The organism is Actinomadura sp. ATCC 39365 (assembly GCF_054392275.1).
In genome coordinates, this window is sequence record NZ_CP184335.1 from 7,209,548 (window position 1) to 7,228,185 (window position 18,638).

19 protein-coding genes, 1 pseudogene and 1 riboswitch are annotated in these 18,638 nt (G+C 70.7%); of the genes and pseudogenes, 15 read left to right on the plus strand and 5 right to left on the minus strand.

Going from position 1 to position 18,638, the window contains the following annotated elements:
* Window positions 1-174 precede the first annotated feature (174 nt).
* A complete protein-coding gene (locus tag ACNF49_RS35205; RefSeq protein WP_482940260.1) occupies window positions 175-690 on the plus strand; it encodes a hypothetical protein in 516 nt (171 codons plus the stop codon).
* 28 nt (window positions 691-718) lie between these two features.
* Here the strand turns inward: ACNF49_RS35205 and ACNF49_RS35210 are convergent.
* Window positions 719-1,087 (minus strand): annotated as a pseudogene (locus ACNF49_RS35210) (IS5/IS1182 family transposase); the annotation flags it as partial.
* Window positions 1,088-1,231: 144 nt separating this feature from the next.
* Between ACNF49_RS35210 and ACNF49_RS35215 the strand changes: the two are divergent.
* Complete coding sequence (locus ACNF49_RS35215; RefSeq protein WP_482940261.1) at window positions 1,232-1,525, plus strand: hypothetical protein; 294 nt, start codon at window positions 1,232-1,234, stop codon at window positions 1,523-1,525.
* Here ACNF49_RS35215 and ACNF49_RS35220 read toward each other — a convergent pair.
* Window positions 1,522-1,776 carry a hypothetical protein gene (locus ACNF49_RS35220; protein ID WP_357969429.1) on the minus strand — a complete coding sequence of 85 codons (255 nt, stop codon included), beginning with the start codon at window positions 1,774-1,776 and terminating at the stop codon, window positions 1,522-1,524. The genes ACNF49_RS35215 and ACNF49_RS35220 overlap by 4 nt on opposite strands.
* A gap of 141 nt (window positions 1,777-1,917) precedes the next feature.
* Between ACNF49_RS35220 and ACNF49_RS35225 the strand changes: the two genes are divergently transcribed.
* The 10 genes from ACNF49_RS35225 (at window position 1,918) to ACNF49_RS35270 (ending at window position 12,443) form a co-directional block, all read left to right on the plus strand.
* Entirely contained in the window at window positions 1,918-3,171 is a 1,254-nt protein-coding gene (locus tag ACNF49_RS35225; RefSeq protein ID WP_482940262.1) for an ATP-grasp domain-containing protein, read from the plus strand.
* Window positions 3,168-3,953, plus strand: coding sequence for a Rossmann-like domain-containing protein (locus ACNF49_RS35230; protein WP_482940263.1), 786 nt, complete (start codon window positions 3,168-3,170; stop codon window positions 3,951-3,953). Before ACNF49_RS35225 ends, ACNF49_RS35230 begins: the two co-directional genes overlap by 4 nt.
* Window positions 3,950-4,993 carry a PLP-dependent cysteine synthase family protein gene (locus ACNF49_RS35235; RefSeq protein WP_482940264.1) on the plus strand — a complete coding sequence of 348 codons (1,044 nt, stop codon included), beginning with the start codon at window positions 3,950-3,952 and terminating at the stop codon, window positions 4,991-4,993. The genes ACNF49_RS35230 and ACNF49_RS35235 overlap by 4 nt, the downstream gene beginning before the upstream one ends.
* Complete coding sequence (locus tag ACNF49_RS35240) at window positions 4,990-5,973, plus strand: dipeptide epimerase (RefSeq protein ID WP_482940265.1); 984 nt, start codon at window positions 4,990-4,992, stop codon at window positions 5,971-5,973. Before ACNF49_RS35235 ends, ACNF49_RS35240 begins: the two co-directional genes overlap by 4 nt.
* Window positions 5,970-7,112, plus strand: a complete 1,143-nt coding sequence (locus tag ACNF49_RS35245; RefSeq protein WP_482940266.1) for an MFS transporter — start codon at window positions 5,970-5,972, stop codon at window positions 7,110-7,112. The genes ACNF49_RS35240 and ACNF49_RS35245 overlap by 4 nt, the downstream gene beginning before the upstream one ends.
* Window positions 7,109-7,870: a class I SAM-dependent DNA methyltransferase gene (locus ACNF49_RS35250; protein WP_482940267.1), complete on the plus strand. Its 762-nt coding sequence runs from the start codon at window positions 7,109-7,111 to the stop codon at window positions 7,868-7,870. The genes ACNF49_RS35245 and ACNF49_RS35250 overlap by 4 nt, the downstream gene beginning before the upstream one ends.
* A 236-nt stretch (window positions 7,871-8,106) precedes the next feature.
* Window positions 8,107-9,372 (plus strand): ABC transporter substrate-binding protein, encoded by a 1,266-nt coding sequence (locus tag ACNF49_RS35255; protein WP_482945629.1) that lies wholly within the window; start codon window positions 8,107-8,109, stop codon window positions 9,370-9,372.
* Window positions 9,369-10,280, plus strand: coding sequence for an ABC transporter permease (locus ACNF49_RS35260; protein ID WP_482940268.1), 912 nt, complete (start codon window positions 9,369-9,371; stop codon window positions 10,278-10,280). Before ACNF49_RS35255 ends, ACNF49_RS35260 begins: the two co-directional genes overlap by 4 nt.
* Window positions 10,277-11,032, plus strand: a complete 756-nt coding sequence (locus ACNF49_RS35265) for an ABC transporter permease (RefSeq protein ID WP_482940269.1) — start codon at window positions 10,277-10,279, stop codon at window positions 11,030-11,032. The genes ACNF49_RS35260 and ACNF49_RS35265 overlap by 4 nt, the downstream gene beginning before the upstream one ends.
* On the plus strand, window positions 11,019-12,443 hold the full coding sequence (locus tag ACNF49_RS35270; protein ID WP_482940270.1) for an ABC transporter ATP-binding protein: 1,425 nt from the start codon (window positions 11,019-11,021) through the stop codon (window positions 12,441-12,443). Before ACNF49_RS35265 ends, ACNF49_RS35270 begins: the two co-directional genes overlap by 14 nt.
* Before the next feature lie 493 nt (window positions 12,444-12,936).
* Here ACNF49_RS35270 and ACNF49_RS35275 read toward each other — a convergent pair whose 3' ends face one another.
* On the minus strand, window positions 12,937-13,356 hold the full coding sequence (locus ACNF49_RS35275; RefSeq protein WP_482940271.1) for an ACT domain-containing protein: 420 nt from the start codon (window positions 13,354-13,356) through the stop codon (window positions 12,937-12,939).
* Window positions 13,357-13,941: 585 nt separating this feature from the next.
* Between ACNF49_RS35275 and ACNF49_RS35280 the strand changes: the two genes are divergently transcribed.
* On the plus strand, window positions 13,942-14,262 hold the full coding sequence (locus ACNF49_RS35280) for a kynureninase/PvdN C-terminal domain-containing protein (protein WP_482940272.1): 321 nt from the start codon (window positions 13,942-13,944) through the stop codon (window positions 14,260-14,262).
* Window positions 14,263-14,413: 151 nt separating this feature from the next.
* Here the strand turns inward: ACNF49_RS35280 and ACNF49_RS35285 are convergent, their stop codons facing one another.
* The gene (locus ACNF49_RS35285; protein WP_482940273.1) at window positions 14,414-15,082 is read right to left on the minus strand and encodes a CHAP domain-containing protein; all 669 of its coding nucleotides are present in this window, start codon (window positions 15,080-15,082) and stop codon (window positions 14,414-14,416) included.
* Between the two features lie 13 nt (window positions 15,083-15,095).
* Window positions 15,096-15,249, minus strand: a riboswitch (cyclic di-AMP (ydaO/yuaA leader).
* Window positions 15,250-15,976: 727 nt separating this feature from the next.
* Between ACNF49_RS35285 and ACNF49_RS35290 the strand changes: the two genes are divergently transcribed.
* Window positions 15,977-16,402 (plus strand): hypothetical protein, encoded by a 426-nt coding sequence (locus ACNF49_RS35290; RefSeq protein WP_482940274.1) that lies wholly within the window; start codon window positions 15,977-15,979, stop codon window positions 16,400-16,402.
* A 75-nt stretch (window positions 16,403-16,477) separates the two neighbouring features.
* Here ACNF49_RS35290 and ACNF49_RS35295 read toward each other — a convergent pair whose 3' ends face one another.
* The gene (locus tag ACNF49_RS35295) at window positions 16,478-17,080 is read right to left on the minus strand and encodes a TetR/AcrR family transcriptional regulator (protein WP_482940275.1); all 603 of its coding nucleotides are present in this window, start codon (window positions 17,078-17,080) and stop codon (window positions 16,478-16,480) included.
* 90 nt (window positions 17,081-17,170) lie between these two features.
* Here ACNF49_RS35295 and ACNF49_RS35300 point away from each other — a divergent pair, with 90 nt between their 5' ends.
* Window positions 17,171-18,583: an MFS transporter gene (locus tag ACNF49_RS35300; RefSeq protein ID WP_482940276.1), complete on the plus strand. Its 1,413-nt coding sequence runs from the start codon at window positions 17,171-17,173 to the stop codon at window positions 18,581-18,583.
* The last annotated feature ends 55 nt before the right edge of the window (window positions 18,584-18,638 follow it).

The window sequence follows — 18,638 nt, forward strand, 5'->3', positions numbered from 1 at the left end:
CGATACAGCTTGGCTAGGTGCTGTTTCCTAGGTCTACTGACTGATCGTCACGATCGGCCATGGGTCGAGGTGACTTACAGACCGCGCGAATGGGGCTTGGGGCGGAGGGCACAAGTGGCTACGTGCCTCGGCTGTCGATCATCATCGTGACCAGGCTTGACCTATGCTGAGCCGATGACCGACAACGGCGCCCCCACGAGAAGCGCGGGCGCTGAAGAGCCTGGCGTTGACGCGAAACTGCCCGCGACCGTGCGTATCGCCGGGGTTGTGTTGAGAAGGATGGAGAGCCCTCCATCGCTGGCCTGCTGGACCGGTTACTTCCCGGAGCCGACAGGCGCGGTCGAGACCGGGATGAGTCTGGTGATCGAGCCAGCCGCCCCGCCAGAAGAGGCCACCCTCCATCTCGCTCACGACGTCGTGAGCCACTTCGATGTCTTCGTCGACCAAGCTTTGGAGTACTGCCGCACCCGACTCCGGGAATCGCACTTCGAACTCACAACTGAGGAACTGAGCTGGCTCGACCTTCCGGAGTTGCCACTGGCAGGTCCCGAAGCAACCGTGTGGGCCGACCAAACATGGGCAATCCGTTTCACGGAGAGCAGGCTCCGGCTGGCGGACCCCTACGGAATCCTCGTGACGTTCAACGGAAGGCAGCCTGTCGACGTCGAGGGCCTCGACGACGAGCAATGAACCGCTCGACGCGCCATCGGGCGTGTGTTCACGGGTGGCGGTTGGGTCGGTTGTCCCAGCGGTGGGTTGTCCAGGCCCGGCGGATCAGGCTGCGTACGGTGATGACGGTGTCGGAGAGATCGAAGAACGCGTTGATGACCGTTGCGTGGTGTTCGTGGCAGCGGGCGAGGCGCTGGAAGGCGTTCTGCCAGGCGTGGGTACGTTCCACATGCCACCTGTCGCTTACCTGGACCGGTGCCTTCTCGCCCTTGTGCGCGATAGGGCCGTCCAGGCCACGTTCGGCAAGCAGGGCGCGGGTCTTGTCGGAGTCGTAGCCGGCGTCCAGGTGCACGGTGATGTCGTCGGGCAGGGGCCGGAGGTCGTCCAGCAGGTCCAGAGTCGCGGCGAGCAGCGGGGCAGCTGCAGCAGCTTGTCGAAGACGGCCCGGTCAGCCAGGACGGCAGAACAGGCACAAGTCTCCCCAACCGCCCCTATCCGCGCAGCCACTTAACCCACGCGGAGTGGGAGCGGCCTGAGCCGCTGCTGCCGAACGATTCGGCCCGTGGAACACGGCCACCAGCGCCATCGACGCTGGTCAGCCGATGACACCTGGCAGCGATTGCTGACCGCGCTCCAGGCCGAGCAGGACGCCCAGGGCAAGGTGGACTGGGACATCTCCGTGGACTGCACCGCCCGGCCGGGAAAAGGGGACGCCGCCCGGACGAACCGCGGCGATCCGGCACTGGCCGCCCGGCTCACCAACGCGGTGGCCGTGGCGGTGGCGGTGGCGATGGGAGCCAGCGGTGCCGCCAGGGCGCGCAGAAGGCGGACGTCCCTGAGACATCCCCACGGCTAAGCAGCCAGCCACATCAGTCGCCATTTCCACCACAGGCCCAGCCCGATGCCGACCAAGGCGACGTTGCCCATGGCCACCAGGACGAGCCGCGCCACGCCCTGCTCCGCGACGGCTTCCCCGAAGCGGCGGCATGCGGGATGAACCGCACCTTCCACTGGACACCTGTCGCCGGTTCGATGCTCGTGCTTCGAGAACAGTCCCGCCTCGGCCTGCTTCGCGGCAGCCGTTGCGCTCGGCCGAGTCCAGGTCACCGTCGTCTCCGCCCTCCATCACGACAGGCCGCCCGAGCGCAACGTCGACTCCCGGCCTGGCATCAAGGCCCCCATGTCCGGATTGCCATGCCATGACAGAAATGGTAATCATTTTCACGACATCACGCCAGAGGAGATGGCATGGCACACCTGTTAATGATCGAAAGCTGGGTCGGGGCGATGAGCACGCTGCTGCCGCGTGCCATCCGCGACGCGGGGCACCGCTTCACCTTTCTCACCCGCGACCTGCACCACTACCTGCGGGCCGCGCACGACGCCCGGTCGCATCCGCTGCTGGCCGCCGACCATGTGCTGACCGCGGAGACCAACGACCTCGCTGAGCTGCTTCCCCAGGTGGAGCGGCTGCACGAGGCGCTCGGCTTCGACGGCGTGTTGTCCTCGTGCGACTACTACCTGCCTGCGGTGGCCGAGGTCGCGGCTCGCCTGGGGCTGCCGGGCCCCTCGCCGGAGTCGGTGCGCCGAGCCTGCCGCAAGGACCTCGCCCGCGCCGCGCTCCGGGACGCCGGGCTCCCCGGACCCCGGTTCGCCGGCGCCACCTCCTGGGAGGAGGCCGTGGAGGCGGCGAACGGCCTGGGTTACCCCCTGGTCGTCAAGCCGGTCGATCTGTGCGCCGGGATGTACGTACGGAAGGTCCACGACCAGGCCGGGCTGCGGACGGCCTTCCTCGACCTCGAGGGGTTCCCCGTCAACGCCCGTGGCCAGCGGCGGGTGCCGGTCGTCCTGCTCGAGGAGTTGCTCACCGGGCCGGAGGTGAGCGTCGAGACGGTCAGCTTCGGCGGCGACGTCCACGTGGTGGGTGTGACCGGCAAGAGCCTGGTCGGCGAGCCGTGGTTCGTCGAGAGCGGCCACGTGTTCCCCGCCGCCCTCGACGCCGGCCTGGCCGGGCAGGCGGAGCAGACCGCGGTGGCCGCGGTCGAGGCGCTGGGCCTGGAGCTGGGGGTGGCACACACCGAGCTGCGCCTCACCCCGGCCGGCCCGGCGCTGATCGAGGTCAATCCGCGCCCGGCGGGCAACCAGATCACCGAGCTGGTCCGCCGAGTCACCGGCGTCGACCTGCCGATGGTCCACGCCAGGCTCGCCGCGGGCGAGCGGCCCGACCTCACTCCCACCGAGACCGGGGTGCGCAGCGCCGCCATCGCCTTCCTGCTACCCGAGCACGCCGGGCGGATCGCCGCCGTGCACGGGACCGGCGAGCTCGCCGCGGCCCCCGACGTCGTCGACTGGTCGCTCCGTCCGGCCGGGCACCAGGCGGGCGAGCCCACGAGCAACAACGGCTACCTCGGCCACGTCATGGTGACCGACCTGGCGGGCGGCGACGCAGGAACGAGGGCGCAGGCGCTGGTCGCGGGGCTGAAGGTCGAGTACGAACGATGAACCTGACGACGCTGACCAAGCGGGCGCTCGCCGGCGAGCTGGGCCCCGAGCCCGCGAAGGAGCGGATCAGCACCGCCTTCACCACCCGGCAGGGCGTACGGCACGAATCGCGTGGCAACGCCTACCGCAACCACGTGATCAGCCTGCGGGTCGGCCGGGCCGTGGGCTCCTGCGCCGTCGAACCGGACGAGGTCACCGACGTGGCCGTGGAGGAGTGCGTCGGCGCCTCCGTCGCCGACCTGCTCGCCCATCAGGCGCCGGCGATCCGCGTGGCCGCGCTCGACGCCTACCTGATGTCCGCGCGTCCCCACTGGGGTGAGCGGGTCACCGTGCCTGCCGGAACGTCCCTCGGCAAGTCCCTGGCCCGGGCCGCGGCCGTGACCGACCTCGTGCCCGCTCACGCCAGGCGAGTCCTCGTGGTCGGCGTGGTCAACTCGTTGCTGCACCGCCTGCGCGAGCGAGGCGTGCCGTACGTGCCGTGCGACCTGAAGGGCGGCTCCACCGAGTGGGGCGAGCCCGTGATCACCGACCTCACAGAGGCCCTGGACGACTGCGACTGCGTGCTCGCCTCGGGGATGACCTTGGGCAACGGAAGCTTTCCCACGCTTTTCGACCATGCCCGCACCCGGGACAAGCCGCTGGTGATGTACGCCCAGACGGGCAGCTCGATCCTGCCTTACTTCCTCGGCGCGGGTGTCACGGCGGTGTCGGCCGAGCCGTACCCGTTCTTCTGGCTCGACGGCGGCGAGACCGTCGTCTTCCGTTACAGGGAGCGGCCATGAAGGACCTTTCGACCCTGGCCGGCGGCACGCCACTGGCCCGGATCACCACCCCGCTCCCCCACCCGCACGGCGGCTTCTGGGCGAAGCTGGAGGGATTCGGCGTCGGCGGGATGAAGGCCCGCGCCGCCGTGTCCATGCTCACCGCCGCCCGCGCGCGCGGCGACCTGGCCCCCGGCGCCCCCGTCGTGGAGTCCACCAGCGGGACGCTCGGCATCGGCCTGGCCTTCGCGGGGCAGTGCCTCAGGCATCCGGTCGTCCTGGTGGTGGACGACGAACTCGAACCGGCGATGCGCGCGCTCCTGCGCGCCTACGGGGTGCGCCTGGAGGTCGTGGACCGCCCCCACCCGCAGGGCGGCTGGCAGCGGGCACGGCTGGAACGGGTGCGCGAGGTGCTGGAGCGACTGCCGGGCGCGTACTGGCCCGATCAGTACAACAATCCCGACAACCCGGACGGCTACGCCTCGCTGGCCCGGGAGCTGGCCGAGCGGCTGCCGCACGCCGACGTGCTGGTGTGCAGCGTGGGCACCGGCGGGCACAGCGCCGGAGCCTTCCGCGGCCTGCGCCGTTACTGGCCCGGCCTGCGCCTGGTCGGGGTGGACACGGTGGGCTCCACGGTGTTCGGGCAGCCCGCGCGGGCCCGGCTCATGCGCGGCCTGGGCAGCAGCATCCATCCGCGCAACGTGGCGTACGAGCTGTTCGACGAGGTGCACTGGCTGGGCCCGGTCGAGGCCGTGGACGCCTGCCGCAGGCTGGCCCGCGGCTCGTTCGTGACCGGCGGGTGGAGCACCGGCGCGGTCGCCCGGGTCGCCGCCTGGACGGCGCGCAGGGAGCCCGGCGCCACCGTGGTCACGATCTTCCCGGACGGGCCCGACCGGTACCTGGGGTCCATCTTCGACGACGACTACTGCCGGGAGCGCGGCCTGCTGGGCCGGCCCCATGACCAGCCCGTGGAGATAGCGCATCCGCGGGCGGTCGAGGTGTCCGGCTGGGCCCGCTGCCGCACGGTCGCCGATCCTCTGCTCGCGGTGGTGCCCGCGTGAGGCTCACCTGGAGTGTGACGCGGCTGGCGTTGCGCGAGCCGCTGCGGATCTCCCGGTCGGTGATGACCGGCAGGGACGCCGTCGTGATCACCGTCGAGCACGAGGGGCTGCGCGGCCACGGGGAGGCGGTGACCAGCCTCTACCACCGGCTCGACGTCGAACGGATCACGGGCACGCTCGGGCGGCTGCGCCCGGCCCTGGCGGAGCAGACCGGCCCGGAGGGGGCGCTGGAGACCGTGCCGGACCTCCTCGCCGGCGCTCCCGGCGTGCTCGCCGCCGTGGACGCGGCCCTGCACGACCTGCTGGGCAGACGACGCGGCCTGCCGGTCCACGCGCTCTTCGGCACCCGCTGGTCCGACACCCTGACCGCGTTCACCGTGGGCATCGGCCAGGACCCCCCTCCCGGCCTGCCCATGCTCAAGATCAAGCTGGGCGGCGGTGACGACGTCGCGCGGGTCCGCGCGATCCGCCGCGCCGCACCGGGCGCACGGCTGCTCCTGGATCCCAACGGCGCCTGGACGCCCGAGACGGCGGTACGGATCCTCGACGCGGTCGCCCCCCTGAGGATCGAGGCCGTCGAACAGCCGGTCGCCCCCGGCGCCCTGGACGACCTGGCCTGGGTGGCCGAACGCTCGCCGATCCCGGTCATCGCCGACGAGGACGCGCGGACCCTGGAGGATGTCGAGAGCCTGCCGGACGCCGTCCACGGCGTGAACGTCAAGCTCGCCGAATGCGGCGGCCTTTCGGCGGCCCGGCGGATCGCCGTGTACGCCGCCGGGCACGGCCTGGAGCTCATGCTCGGCTGCCAGGTGGCCAGCAGCCTGGGTATCGCGCCCGCCGTGCATCTGGCGCCGTCCGCCCGCTGGGCCGATCTGGACGGGCACCTGCTGCTCGCCGACGACCCGTGGACCGGGATCGGCGGGCACGACGGCGTGCTGCGGCTTCGCGGGGAACCCGGGCTGGGGGTGCGGCCGGCATGAGAGAGCTCTCCTGGGCCGTGCGACTGCTGCTGGTCAACCAGTTCGGCGTCAACACCGGCTTCTATCTGCTGGTTCCTTATCTGGCCGGCCATCTCACCAAGGATCTGGGCCTGTCGGCCGCGGTCACCGGCGTCGTCCTCGGGGTGCGCAACCTCAGCCAGCAGGGCCTGTTCCTGGTCGGCGGCTCGGCCTCCGACCGGCTGGGCGCGCGTCGTGTGATCATCGCAGGGTGCGCGCTGCGCGCCGTCGGATTCGGGCTCTTCGCGTTCGGCGTCACGCTGCCTCTGCTGCTGGCGGCGGCCGTGCTCAGCGGGCTGGCGGGCGCGCTGTTCAACCCGGCCGTCCGCGGATACATCGCGGTGGCCGCCCCCGACAAGGCCAGGGCGTTCGCGCTGTTCAACGTGTTCGCGCAGGCCGGAGCGCTGTGCGGACCGGTGCTCGGCGGCGTGCTGCTGCTGGTGGACTTCCGCGTCGCCGCGGTCACCGCCGCCGCGATCTTCGCGGTGCTGACCGTCGCGCAGGCGTGCGTCCTGCCCGCGCGGGAGGTGACACCGAGCGGCTCCTCCGTGCTCGGCGACTGGCGGCGCTGCCTGGCCGACCGCCGCTTCCTCGCCTTCACGCTCTCCCTCAGCGGCATGTACGCCCTGCAGAACCAGCTCTACCTGGTCCTCCCGCTCGCCGCCGAGCAGGCGACGGGCACGGCGGGCTCGGTGGCGCTGCTGTTCCTGACCTCCACCGTGGTGACCCTGCTGCTCCAGGTGCGGATCACCAAGTGGCTGGAGGCGGCGACGACCCGGGACCGCGCGATGGCGTGGGGCCTGGCCGTGATGGGCGCGGGCTTCCTCGTCCCCGCGCTGCTCCCGGGCATCGTCCCGGTGCTCGTCGCGGTGCTGGCGCTGGCCTTCGGCGTGATGATGGCCCACCCGTTCGTGTACGAGCGCATCGGCGACTTCGGCGGCGAGTCGCTGGCCGGCACCTACTTCGGCGTCTTCTACCTGGTCTCGGGGGTCGCCGCCGCCGCCAGCACCGCGCTGATCGGCTGGGCGGGCACGGCCGGGTTCGTCGTGTGCGCCGCGATCGGCCTGGCCTGCGCGGCCGCCGTCCGGGTCATCGAACGCCGCGCGGCGGTGCCCGCGTGAACTTCCTGACCGACCACCCCACCCTGTACGAGACCCAGTTCCCCGACCCGGACCACAGGGCGGCCCGCTTCGTGGACGGCCAGATACGCCGCTTCGGCGGCGGGCCGGGACTCCTGGACGTCGGCTGCGGCACCGGCCGTGACGCCGGCCACCTGGCCAGTCTCGGCTACGACGTCACCGGCATCGACGTGTCGCAGCCGATGCTGGACCACGCGCGCGACCGGCACCCCGTGGTGCGGTTCGTCCGCGCCGACATGCGGGATTTCGTGCTCGGTCGCCGGTTCGACGCGGTGACGTGCCTGGACAGCGCCCTGTTGTACTGCCACACCAACACCGACCTGGCCGCGTTCATGGACCGCTGCCGCGCGCACCTGCGCCCCGGCGGCCTGCTGATCGCCGAGATGCGCAACGGCGCGCACTTCCTCACCCACCCGGTACCGGAGCCGTTCACCCGCACCGTCACCCACGGCGGCGTCACCTACACCTCCCGCACCGAGTTGTGGCTCGACCACGCCGCTCAACTGCTGCGCCGCCGCCGCGTCTGGTCCTGGCCGGGCGGCGGGCCGCTGGAGCAGCGGTCGGCGTGGCGGCTGCTCTTCCCGCGGGAGCTCGCCTACTTCCTGGCCGTTGCCGGCTTCGAGCTTCTGGACCTGTTCGACCAGCCAGGGCCGCGGGCGGAGCCGCACGACGGCCCGCCCCTGTCCGCCGACCGACTCCACGTCGTCGCCCGATCCACGAAGGACCCCCATGATGCGTGACCACCTCAGCCGGCGCGGCTTCCTCGGCCTGACCGCCGGAGCCGCCCTGCTCGCCGGATGCGGCACTGACAGCGCCTCCTCCTCCAGCGGGGGAGGCTGCGTGCCGTGTTCGCCGGCGGCGGCGCCACCGAGCTGCTCGACCCGCACCTGGCCAACCTGTTCAACGAGGCCGCCCGCGCCAAAGCCATGTACGACAAACTCGCCGACCTCGGCTCGGACGTCTCCCCCAGCCCCGCCTGGCCGAGAGCTGGGAGCCGAACGCCGACTTCACCCTCTGGCGCGTCACCCTGCGGCAGGCGACCTTCCACGACGGCCGCCCGGTACGCGCCCAGGACGTCCTGGCCAGCTACGCCAGGATCACCGACCCGGACAAGACGTTCCGCGCCAAGTCCAGCCTCGCCCTCATCGACCTGCGGAACAGCCGGGCCGTCGGCGAGCGCGCGGTCGAGTTCAGACTCAGGCGGCCGTTCGCCGAGTTTCCGAACGTGCTGGCCGCCTTCGGCGCGTACATCATCCCCGAGGGGACCACGGACTTCAGCAGGCCGGTGGGATCCGGGCCGTTCTCCTTCGTGTCCTGGAAACCGGGCAGCTCTGTGCTGCTCAAGCGTTACCCCGATTACTGGGAGGGCGCGCCGTCCATCGAGGAGCTGGAGTTCCTCATCGCCAACGAGGAGTCCGCGCGGGTCAACGCGCTGCTCGGCGGCCAGGTCGAGTACGCCCACGACCTCACCCCGGCCTCCGCCCGCCGGCACACGGGACGCGTCACGATCATCCGCGCGCCGGGCAGCTCGATGAACGCCTTCGCGATGAAGGTGGACCGCGCGCCGTTCGACGACCCGGACCTGCGGGAGGCGTTGTTCCTGCTCACCGACCGGCAGCAGATCGTCGACACCGTCATGCCCGGCGCCGGGCAGATCGGCAACGACCTGTTCGGCAAGGGCTACCTGCATTACGCCGAGAGCATCCCCCAGCGCGCGTTCGACCTCGACCGGGCCAAGGCCCTGATCAAGAAGGCCGGCGCGGACGGGCTCCCGATCGAGCTGACCACCTCCACGGCCGCGGCCGGCTTCGTCGAGGCGGCCACGGTCTTCGCCGACCACCTGCGCGCCGGCGGGCTCAAGGCCACCATCGCCAACGGCGACAAGGACACGTACTGGTCGGACATCCTCACCAAGGGCTCCATCGTCAGCTTCCGCTCCGGCGCGATGCCGATCGAGACCCACATCGCGCAGCGACTGCTGTCCACCTCGACCACGAACGCCACCAAGTGGGCCAGACCGGAGTTCGACGCCCTCTACGACAAGGCCGTCTCCGCGCCGTCCGCCGCCGACCGAGAGGCCGCCTACCTGCGCATGCAGCAGATGTTGCACGCCCAAGGAGGGCTGCTGGTGTGGGGGTTCGCCGACTGGGTCGTCGCCACCTCGCCCAACGTGACAGGCGTACGTCCCGCGCCCGCCAACACCCTGGACTGGGCCAGGTTCGACAAGGTGAGACTGGCTTGAACCTGACCCGTTACGCCGCCCCCCGTCTGGCCGTGGGCGTCCTGCAGGTCACCGGCGTCGCCTGCCTGGTGTTCCTGATGGTGGAGTCCCTGCCTGGCGACGCCGCGGTGGTGCTGGCGGGCGACCAGCCCGATCCGGCCAGGATCGCGGCCATCCGCGCCGCCCTCGGCCTGGACCGCCCTCTCGCCGAACGTTTCGCCTCCTGGGCCACCGCCCTGGCACGCGGCGACTTCGGCGCCTCGCTCGTCTCCGGCCGCCCGGTCGCCGAGATCCTCCTGGACGCGCTGACCCCCACCGCCGTGCTGGCCGGAATCACCGTGCTGCTCCTGGCGCCCCTCTCGGTCGTGCTCGGGGTCGCCGCCGCCCGGCGCGAGGGCAGCCGGCTCGACCGGGCGCTGACCACGGTGAGCGCCGCGCTCTACGCGGTGCCGGAGTTCGCGCTGGCCATCGTGCTGGTGGCGGCCTTCGGCGTGGCGCTGGCGTGGCTGCCGCCGACCGGGCTCGGCGGGCTCACCGCCGCCGCCCTGGTGCTGCCGGTGGCGGTGCTGCTGGTCCGGCCCGTCTGCTCCACCGGGCGGCTGGTCCGCTCCGCGATGATCGACGTCCTGGCCTCGCCGTACGTGCGGCACGCCCGCCGCCTGGGGCTCAACGGGCTCGCGCACGCGCTGCCCAACGCCCTCGCGCCCGCCGCGCAGCACCTGGCCCGCACCGTCGACTGGCTGCTCGGCGGCGTCATCGTGGTCGAGGCCGTCTTCGTGATCCCCGGACTCGGCAGCACCCTCGCCGACGCGATCGGCCGTCGGGACCTTCCCGTCCTGCAGGGGCTCGCGCTCCTGTTCGCCGTCACGAGCATCCTGGTGAACCTGCTCGCCGACGTCGTGTCCTTCCGACTGGCGCCACGCGCATGAGGTACCTGCTGCTCGCCGTGCCGCTGGTCGTGGCCTTCGCGGGGCCGCTGATCCCGTACGAGCTGGTGCGTGCCGCCTCCTTCGCCGACGTGGGCCTGCTCGGCACCGACTTCGCCGGGCGCGACGTCTGGCACCAGGTGCTGGTGGGCGGCCGGGCCCTGATCGTGACCGCCCTGCTGGCCACCGCCGGCGCGTACCTGCTGGGAACGCTGTGGGGCCTGGCCGCGGCGAGCGCGCCCAGGATGCTCGACGAGACGATGATGCGGCCGCTCGACGTGCTCATGGCGGTGCCATCCCTGCTGCTGCTCCTGGTGGTGGCCGCCCTGGCCGCCGATGGCGCGCTCGTCTGGATCGTCATGCTGGTCCATCTGCCCGACATCGCCCGCCTGGTACGCGCCTGCGCCCTGGAGGCCGGCAGCCGTCCGGCCGTGGAGGCCATGCGGCTGCAGGGCGAGGGCTGGTGGCGGATCACCGTCGGCTTCGTCGCCCGGTCCATGACCCGGGTGCTCGCCACCGACGCGGGCACCCGGCTGACCGGCTCGCTCTATCTCATCGCCGCCGCGAGCTTCCTCGGCGTCGGGGTGCCGCCGGACGCCGCCGACTGGGCGGTGATGGTCGACCGCAACCGGGGCGGGCTCTTCCTCAACCCGTGGGCCGTGCTCGCCCCCGCCCTGATGATCGTCATGCTCGCCGTCGGGCTGAATCTCACTGTGGACCGCGTACTGAAGAGGGCCGAACATGCTCCACGTTGACGATCTGACGGTCACCGTGTCCGGGCGGACCCTGGTGGACGGGGTCAGCTTCACCCTTCCGGCCGCGAGGACACTGGCCCTGGTCGGCGCGTCCGGCAGCGGCAAGACCACCACCGCGCTCGCCCTGCTCGGCGAACACCCGCCCGGTGCCCGCGTCACCGGCCGCATCACCGTGGCGGGACACCCCGTCACCGCCGTCCAGCCTCCGCCGCCCGGAACCGTCGGATTCATCCCACAACACCCCGCGACCGCGCTCAACCCGGTGCTGCGCATCGGCACCGTGCTCCGCCAGATCGCGGCCCGCCACGGCACCGCCGTGCCCGAGGCCCTGCGCAAGGCGCGCCTCCCGTACGACCGGGCCTTCCTGCGACGCTTCCCGCACCAGTTGTCCGGCGGGCAGCAACAGCGGCTCGTCCTGGCACATGCCCTGCTGGCAGACCCTTCCGTGATCGTCGCCGACGAACCCACCACCGGCCAGGACGCCGTCACCCGGGCCGAGGTCGCCGCCGAACTGTCCGGGCTCGGCGTCGCCCTCGTCCTGCTCAGCCACGACCTCGAACTGGTACGGGAACTGGCCGACCAGGTCGTCGTGCTCAAGGACGGCCGCGTCGTCGAGTCCGGCCCCACCGTCCTGGACTTCCCGCGTACCGAGTACGCCAAGGCCCTGGTCACCGCGCGCCCCCGCGAGCCCGAGCCCCGCGCGGAACCGGTCGCCCTCCTGGAGATCGAAGATCTCGGCGCCGGGATCCTGCGCGGGGTGACCCTCGACGTCACCCGAGGCGAGCGCCTGGCCGTCGTCGGCCGCTCAGGCAGCGGAAAGACGACACTCGGCCGCTGCATCGCCGGCCTGCGCCCCTGGTCCTCCGGGGCCGTCCGCCTGGCCGGACGCCCCCTGCCCCGACGGCGGGACCGCACCGACCTGGCCCGCGTCCAGTACGTCTTCCAGAACGCCCTGACCTCGTTCGACCCCCACCGGACCATCGTGGACCAGGTCGCCAGAACCGCCGTACGCCTGCGCGCCCGGCCCGTACCCGCCGCCCGAGAAGAGGCCGCCGAGACCCTCGCCACGCTCGGACTGGACCACGACACCGCCCGGCGACGCCCCCACGCACTGTCCGGCGGCCAACTCCAGCGCGCCGCCCTGGCCCGCGCCCTGCTCGCCCGCCCCGACATACTGATCTGCGACGAGATCACCTCCGGCCTCGACCCCGTCACCCAGGCCGAGGTGCTCGACCTGCTCACCGCCCTCGACGTGACCCTGATCGTCATCAGCCACGACCTTTCCTTGGCCGCGCGGATCGCCGACCGCGTCGCGGTCATCCACGACGGCCGCCTGATCGCACACGGCTCCGCCGCCCAGACGCTGCGCCGCCCCGCCGGCCGAGTGCTCCTCCCCATTTCGGACCAGTGAGACACTCCCCGACGCGGCGTCCTCGGGATGCGCCCCGGATCCGCACGGAGAACGTCTCTGACGGCGGTCAAGCCATTCCCGGGGACCGGACAGAATCAGGGCTTCTAGTGGGGCGGGACTACCTGGTGGTCAGGGCCACGCTCGGGAGGAGGACGCCTACTCGGCCCTGAACTCCCCAAGGCTACGGCGAGTCGCCACGACCCCGCGTTCGGCTCCAGAGCGCTGCTCTACTGATCGTCAACGTGCGGGAACCATGGCAGCTCGCCGCAGCCATGGGAGTCCCAGGCCCACTCGGCCGTCGCCGGGCGGGGTGTCGTAGGGGGCCGGGATCGGGTGCATCTTGGCGATGCAGTCGAGGTCCTTCGAGGACTTCCAGGTCATGGTCGCTTGCGAGCCCCTCACTTTTCGGTGGGTCGCCGCCCGCCGACTGCAGCCGCCGGACCCCTTCGGCGCCCTCCCGCACCGGCGGGCGGCCCGGCAACTGGCCGCGGAATCACCGCCCCGCTCTGGTGCCGTGGCCGGAATGTGCACCGGCTTCGCCGTCCTGGCTGTCCACCTGGTGCCCTGCTTCCTCAAGGACGGTGATGGCCTGCTGTTTCCTCAACTCGGGAACCAGGACCAGGTCGGCATGGAAAGTCGAGGCTACGAAGACCGGGATCGCCGCCTCCGCCAGCGGCTTGACGATCGCGGACAACATTCCGGGAATGTCCAAGCCATGTGCTGTGGCGCCTCCGTAGAAGGCGATCCACTGTTCCGCCGTGTCCCCATCTCTGGCCTCACGGACCACGGTCAGCCCTTCCGGAGCGCGGACGAGCACGAGCCAATCGTCCTCGGGCGGCCCTTCATGCGGCAGGTGCTCGACGGCGAATGCGGAAGACATGATGCGCAGATGCTGGGCGGTGGATGCGTTCATGGACATGTGTCTACCAGGCGCCCATCTGGTCGCACGCTCCGCCCACCGGCCGACCAAGCGCAGCGCCAGATACCGCACACCGGCATCACCACACCACGTTGCTTTGACTAACGTCTATCTTGACGAACGTCTAACAGCGTGAGATCGCCGGCGGCGGCTTCATCGGCGACCTGGCAGAGGCCTTCGCGCCGCTTGCCGCCGGAGGCTGCTGCGGAGCCCCCGCCACCTCCGTCTCTCCGGCCAGTGACACGACGGCGGCTTCGGACACCAGGCAGGCGATGCCAGCGACGTCACCAGCACAGCCCACGCCCTGGCCGCCGCCGCCATGCTGGACCAGCCGATCTCGCCAATGCTCATCGGCGCACGCCGCCGGGCCGGCAGCGACACGATCTGGATCCGGGAGAGCCTTGAACCAGCTCGTGTACTCCTCGGCCTCCGCACGCGGCAGGGATATTCGATTGATCAGGAAAGCGGAAGCCTGGGGCTTCCCTTCTCACAGGAGCCTCGATGTGCCGAATAATGCCCTGCCACCTGTGGCATCGCCGCTCGTGACCTGCGTACGCGGCTCTGGAGGCGAGTCTCGACGTGTGGAAGCGCGCCGACCTCCACGCGTCGCGGGCGAAGAGCGGCGACCTGACGTCGCTGTTCATCGAGCTGGCCCAAGAGCACTGCGGCGACCTTCTGGACCTGGCCACGCCCTCACACCCGGCCCTGGGCGGCAGCCCGGACTCCTACCGCCATCCGGCTGCATCGGCCATTGTCGACGCGCTGGCGGACAACGGAGTCATGCCAACGCCTGGCCGCCGACATCCTGCGGTCGGGCTTCGCCAGCCTATACGTGAGTTCGTGGACGAGCGGCGAGCCGCCGAAGCGCTCTCCGCCGTACTGCGCAGCTTCGAAGTATGAACCGGGCCGACACGGAAGTATGAACCGGGCCGACACGAGAGCGCCGGTCTCACAGCGTTGCTCCCGCGATACGCGGAAGTGGCGCAGGACCTCGCCTGCGCCACTTCCGTTGCCCTCACCATCGCACCGGAGAGGACTCTTCGGCCTGCTGTCAGGCCTTGTACTGCGGGTAGCCGTACCCGACGACCTGGGACTTGGGTCGGATGCGCTGCTCAACCTTGCCATTGCCGGTGTTGCCCTCGATCGCGGTGATCGTGCCGTCGCCGTTGTCCTGCTTGACCAGGCCCACGTGGTCGATGCTCTCGACGGACTTGTCGTCCCAGGAGTAGAAGACGACGGCGCCAGGCTTGGCCTCGCTCCCCCAGCGCTTGTTGGCCTCGAACCACTTGGCATAGGTCACGGTGTAGGCGTCCCAGCCGACGGTGGACCGGGCGCCGGCCTTCTCACCCACCCAAGAGACGAACATCGCGCACCAGGGAGCGTTGGCGTAGGACTGCAGGCTTCCACCGTCGCGGGCCACGGTCTCCTTCGCCCGCGGCGAGGACATGTACCAGCTGTGGAACGGAGTGCCGCCGCCCGCGGCGTTCTCGGTCACGCCGACCTGCGACTCGGCGATCTTCAGCACCGACTGGGCGCTCACCTGCCCGGTGGTCTTCTGCTCGGCGCTGTGCGAGGCGACGGTGTCGGAACGCGCGCCGGACGCCTGATCGGCGAAGACTGGGGCTCCGGCCAGAACCGCACCGGCAGCGACGCTCACGCCGAGGGCGAGACGGGAAAGAGTGGCGGGCGTCAGAACACGGGTGAAGGCGTTGATGGTCATGAAGGGGTATTGCTCCTTGCTTCCATTCCGCCTACCGGGTTAGCTGACGGGTTCGGGCGTGGAAGTGCCCTACGGATGCCCTCGCGGGAGGTGCACCGATTCACCCCAACAGAATGTGGGTCCCCGGTTCCGCGTGCTTCTCTGAGCGGATTCGGCGGCCACGCCGTTCTACGTGTTCACGCAGATCAGACGCGGTCTCGGCAATGGTCGGGACGTACTGTGGCGCGGATGCTCACCGGGCCTACGTCGTAACTGACATTGAAGGTATGTGAATGGCATAGAGCAGTACAAGTCAACTTGGGAGAAACGCTTCGAAAACGCCCACCAGACAGGCGTTTTACCCACCAATTCTTTACCTTGGCACGCCGTCTGACCGCGCCCGAGGTCAGGCGCCGGAGAGAAACGGACAAGAGACGAGCGCCCCAAGGGGCGTTACGGCCGGCGAGACGAGATGGACTCCCGGCACGCCCACGGCGACGAGTCAGATAGGCTCCCCGATAACTCGAACATCTATGTTCAAGTTATCGGAAGGAGAGGGGCACGTGGTACCGCGAGAAGCACTGAGAGAGGGACAAGCGTCGACAACGGTCGATTCGCTCGGGGATCCGCAGGGGGTACGTCTGCACCTGCATCGGACGAACCTCCCCGAGGGCGTGGCACACCGGGCACAGCAGGCAGCTTCCCGCCAGAAGAGGCAGCGCTTCGCCGATGCGCCCTTCCCTCTCCTGGCAGAGAGTCAGGACCGCCACCTGTCGGTCCGTCTCATCCAACGGCACAGAGCACGGTCGGCCAGAACGGTCACACCGGCCACCTCCGGCGACGGACTCACCGTTTCTCACGATGGGTCAGCGTCGCTCCCCGCCCTCTTCCCCGAGGCCCGTCATGCGTAGCGCCATGCCCCTGGGGGACGACACCATCGTCGTACTGCTGCTGGCAGGACTGATCTTCATGGCGGCCCTGGTGCTGGGCGTATGGAAATGCCTGCAGATGATCCGCTCGGAGCACCACAGGGCTCACCCCTATGTGGACATCGCGCATCGTGCCGCCTTGCTGTATTCGTTCGCGACCCTGCTGATCGCCGTCTTCGTCGAGCTGAGCGGCTGGCCGGCGGCAGTTGATCTCGTCGCGGCGGGAGTCGTCGTGGTGTTCTTCGTCGCGGCGATCGTGAGCTACGCCCTTCACGGCTGGCGCCGGGACACCAACAATCAGTTCCGCCATCCCGTCCGCGGCACAACGGCGTTCATGACGGCGCTCATCGTGGGCGAAATCGGCGGCTTCACTGTTCTGCTCGCCGGCTTCGTGCAAGCACAACTGCTCTGAACCTCGTCCACGAGGTCCGACGCCCGGACGCGGGCAAGCAACTGCCCTACCGCCAACTGCAGTGAGTCCGCCGCCTCACCCCGAAGCCGGGCTCCCACCCCAGGCGGCCAGCGCCGATTGGATGGACTTCGTGACCGTGTCTGCGGCATCGTCACGGGCCAGGCGTCCTTGGCGCACCTCGTTCGCCGCGCCGTGCAGGATGTAGTGGGTGAGGCTGACCAACCAGGTGGCGGGCAGGTCGGTACGGAAGACGCCTTGATCCTGGCCACGGTGGATGAGTTCAGCCATGCGCTGGGCGGGTTCAGCGTGCAGGTCCCGGATCCGCCCCGCGGGAAGGACTCCTTCGGCCGCGGCCAGCAGGGCCGCTGATTCGGCCACCAATTCCCAGCTGGACGCCAGCAGGCGGCCCATGGCTTCGCGCGCGTCGCCTGCCAGGTCGACGGAGGCCAGGAGGTCGTCACCGTCTCGCAGCGCCTCGACAAGTGCCGCCTCGATGAGGTCGGCCCGGGTCCGGAAATGTCCGTACAGGGTCATCCGCCCGACGCCGGCAGCCCGGGCGATGTCATCGGTGGTCGCATGCGGGTCCGAACGCATCAGTTCGCGGGCCGCGGACACGATGCGGGCGATGCTGCGCTCGGCGTCGACACGGCGCCTGGAGCGCGCAGGAGGTGCAGCCATGCCCCCAGCCTATCTCGTATGTCCATATACGGCTTATAGTGACCAGCAGAACTCGTATATGGACATACGAGATATCCGCTGGAGGATTTGATGACCAAACCCACAGTGCAGCAGGCAGTGCTCCACGAGCCGCTCCCAGCCCGGTGGCGCATCCTCGGCTTCCTCGGCGTGGCGCAGCTCATGCTGATCCTCGACGTCACCGTCGTCGCCATAGCGCTGCCTCACGTGGAGACGGACCTCGCCCTCAGTCGCGAGGCCCTGACCTGGACGGTCAGCGCCTACACGCTCACCTTCGGCGGCCTCATGCTGCTCGGCGGCCGCATCACGGACCTGCTGGGCGCCAAGCGGATCGTGATCACCGGCCTGTTGCTGTTCACCGTCGCATCGCTGGTCACAGGGTTGTCCGGGTCGGCGGGCATGCTGCTCGCCGGTCGTGTGGCCCAGGGCGTCGGGGCCGCGCTGCTGTCGCCCGCGGCGCTGTCGCTGGTGGTCGCCCTGTTCGACGGAGAGGAGCGGAACAAGGCCCTGGGCGTCTGGTCCGCGCTCGGCGGCGGCGGCGCCGCGCTCGGCGTTCTCCTCGGCGGCCTGCTCACCGCCGGTCCCGGATGGTCGTGGGTGTTCCACGTCAACGTGCCCATCGGCCTGGTGATCGCTGTGGTCCTCGCCGTACTCCTCCCGGCGCGTACGCCTTCGCCCGCTTCCCGGCCCCGGCTGGACCTACTTGGTGCGATCTTGGTGACGTCCGCCAGCGCGTCGTTGATCTACGCCCTCATCGCCGCCGGCGAGCGGGGGTGGCTCAGCGCCCTCACCGGGTGGCTCGTGCTCGCGGCTGCCGTGGGCTACGTGCTGTTCGTGCTGCGGCAGAGGCGGGCGCGTTCGCCCCTGATGGACGTGCGACTGCTCGCCCGGCGACCCGTGGCGGTCGGGGCCTTCCTCATCCTGATGGCCACGGCACTGATGATCGCGGTGTTCTTCCTGGGAACCTTCTACTTCCAACAGGCTCTGGGCTACGGCGCGCTGCAGGCCGGGCTGCTGTTCCTGCCGGTCGCGCTGGCGACGATGCTCGGCGCCAACCTGACCGGACGCCTGCTCGGCCGGTGGGGCGGGCGCGCCCCGGCCGTCGCGGGCCTGGCGGTCGCGGCGATCGGCATGGCCGTACCGGCCTTCTCGACGAACGTCGTCAGCGTCGTGGCGGGCGTGGCCGTCGCGGCGGCGGGCACCGGCGCGATGTTCGTCATCGCCTCGGCGACCGCGCTCGGTCAAGTGGCGCCCCACGAGGCCGGGATCGCCTCCGGCATCGTGAGCACCTTCCACGAGTTCGGCGCATCCATCGGAGCCGCCGTCATCTCAAGCGTCGCGGCCGCGAGCCTGGCCGGGACCACGTTGAACGGCTTCACCAGCGGATTCACCGTGGCCGCGATCGCCTCAGCGGTCGGCGCGGTCGTCGCAGCGTCGGTAACGCCCGGCCGCCCGTCACCTACGGTGCAAGCCGGCTCTCAGTAAGCGGGGACCGCCTGGCTGCCGGTGCTACGGCGGCTCCGCAACACGCCTGCGACGC

Coding starts and splice junctions, on each gene's coding strand:
- ACNF49_RS35230 (WP_482940263.1), top strand. CDS start 3,168: ATGAACCTGACGACGCTGACCAAGCGGGCGCTCGCCGGCGAGCTGGGC.
- ACNF49_RS35300 (WP_482940276.1), top strand. CDS start 17,171: ATGACCAAACCCACAGTGCAGCAGGCAGTGCTCCACGAGCCGCTCCCA.
- ACNF49_RS35270 (WP_482940270.1), top strand. CDS start 11,019: ATGCTCCACGTTGACGATCTGACGGTCACCGTGTCCGGGCGGACCCTG.
- ACNF49_RS35290 (WP_482940274.1), top strand. CDS start 15,977: ATGCCCCTGGGGGACGACACCATCGTCGTACTGCTGCTGGCAGGACTG.
- ACNF49_RS35205 (WP_482940260.1), top strand. CDS start 175: ATGACCGACAACGGCGCCCCCACGAGAAGCGCGGGCGCTGAAGAGCCT.
- ACNF49_RS35225 (WP_482940262.1), top strand. CDS start 1,918: ATGGCACACCTGTTAATGATCGAAAGCTGGGTCGGGGCGATGAGCACG.
- ACNF49_RS35275 (WP_482940271.1), bottom strand. CDS start 13,356: ATGAACGCATCCACCGCCCAGCATCTGCGCATCATGTCTTCCGCATTC.
- ACNF49_RS35245 (WP_482940266.1), top strand. CDS start 5,970: ATGAGAGAGCTCTCCTGGGCCGTGCGACTGCTGCTGGTCAACCAGTTC.
- ACNF49_RS35265 (WP_482940269.1), top strand. CDS start 10,277: ATGAGGTACCTGCTGCTCGCCGTGCCGCTGGTCGTGGCCTTCGCGGGG.
- ACNF49_RS35235 (WP_482940264.1), top strand. CDS start 3,950: ATGAAGGACCTTTCGACCCTGGCCGGCGGCACGCCACTGGCCCGGATC.
- ACNF49_RS35295 (WP_482940275.1), bottom strand. CDS start 17,080: ATGGCTGCACCTCCTGCGCGCTCCAGGCGCCGTGTCGACGCCGAGCGC.
- ACNF49_RS35285 (WP_482940273.1), bottom strand. CDS start 15,082: ATGACCATCAACGCCTTCACCCGTGTTCTGACGCCCGCCACTCTTTCC.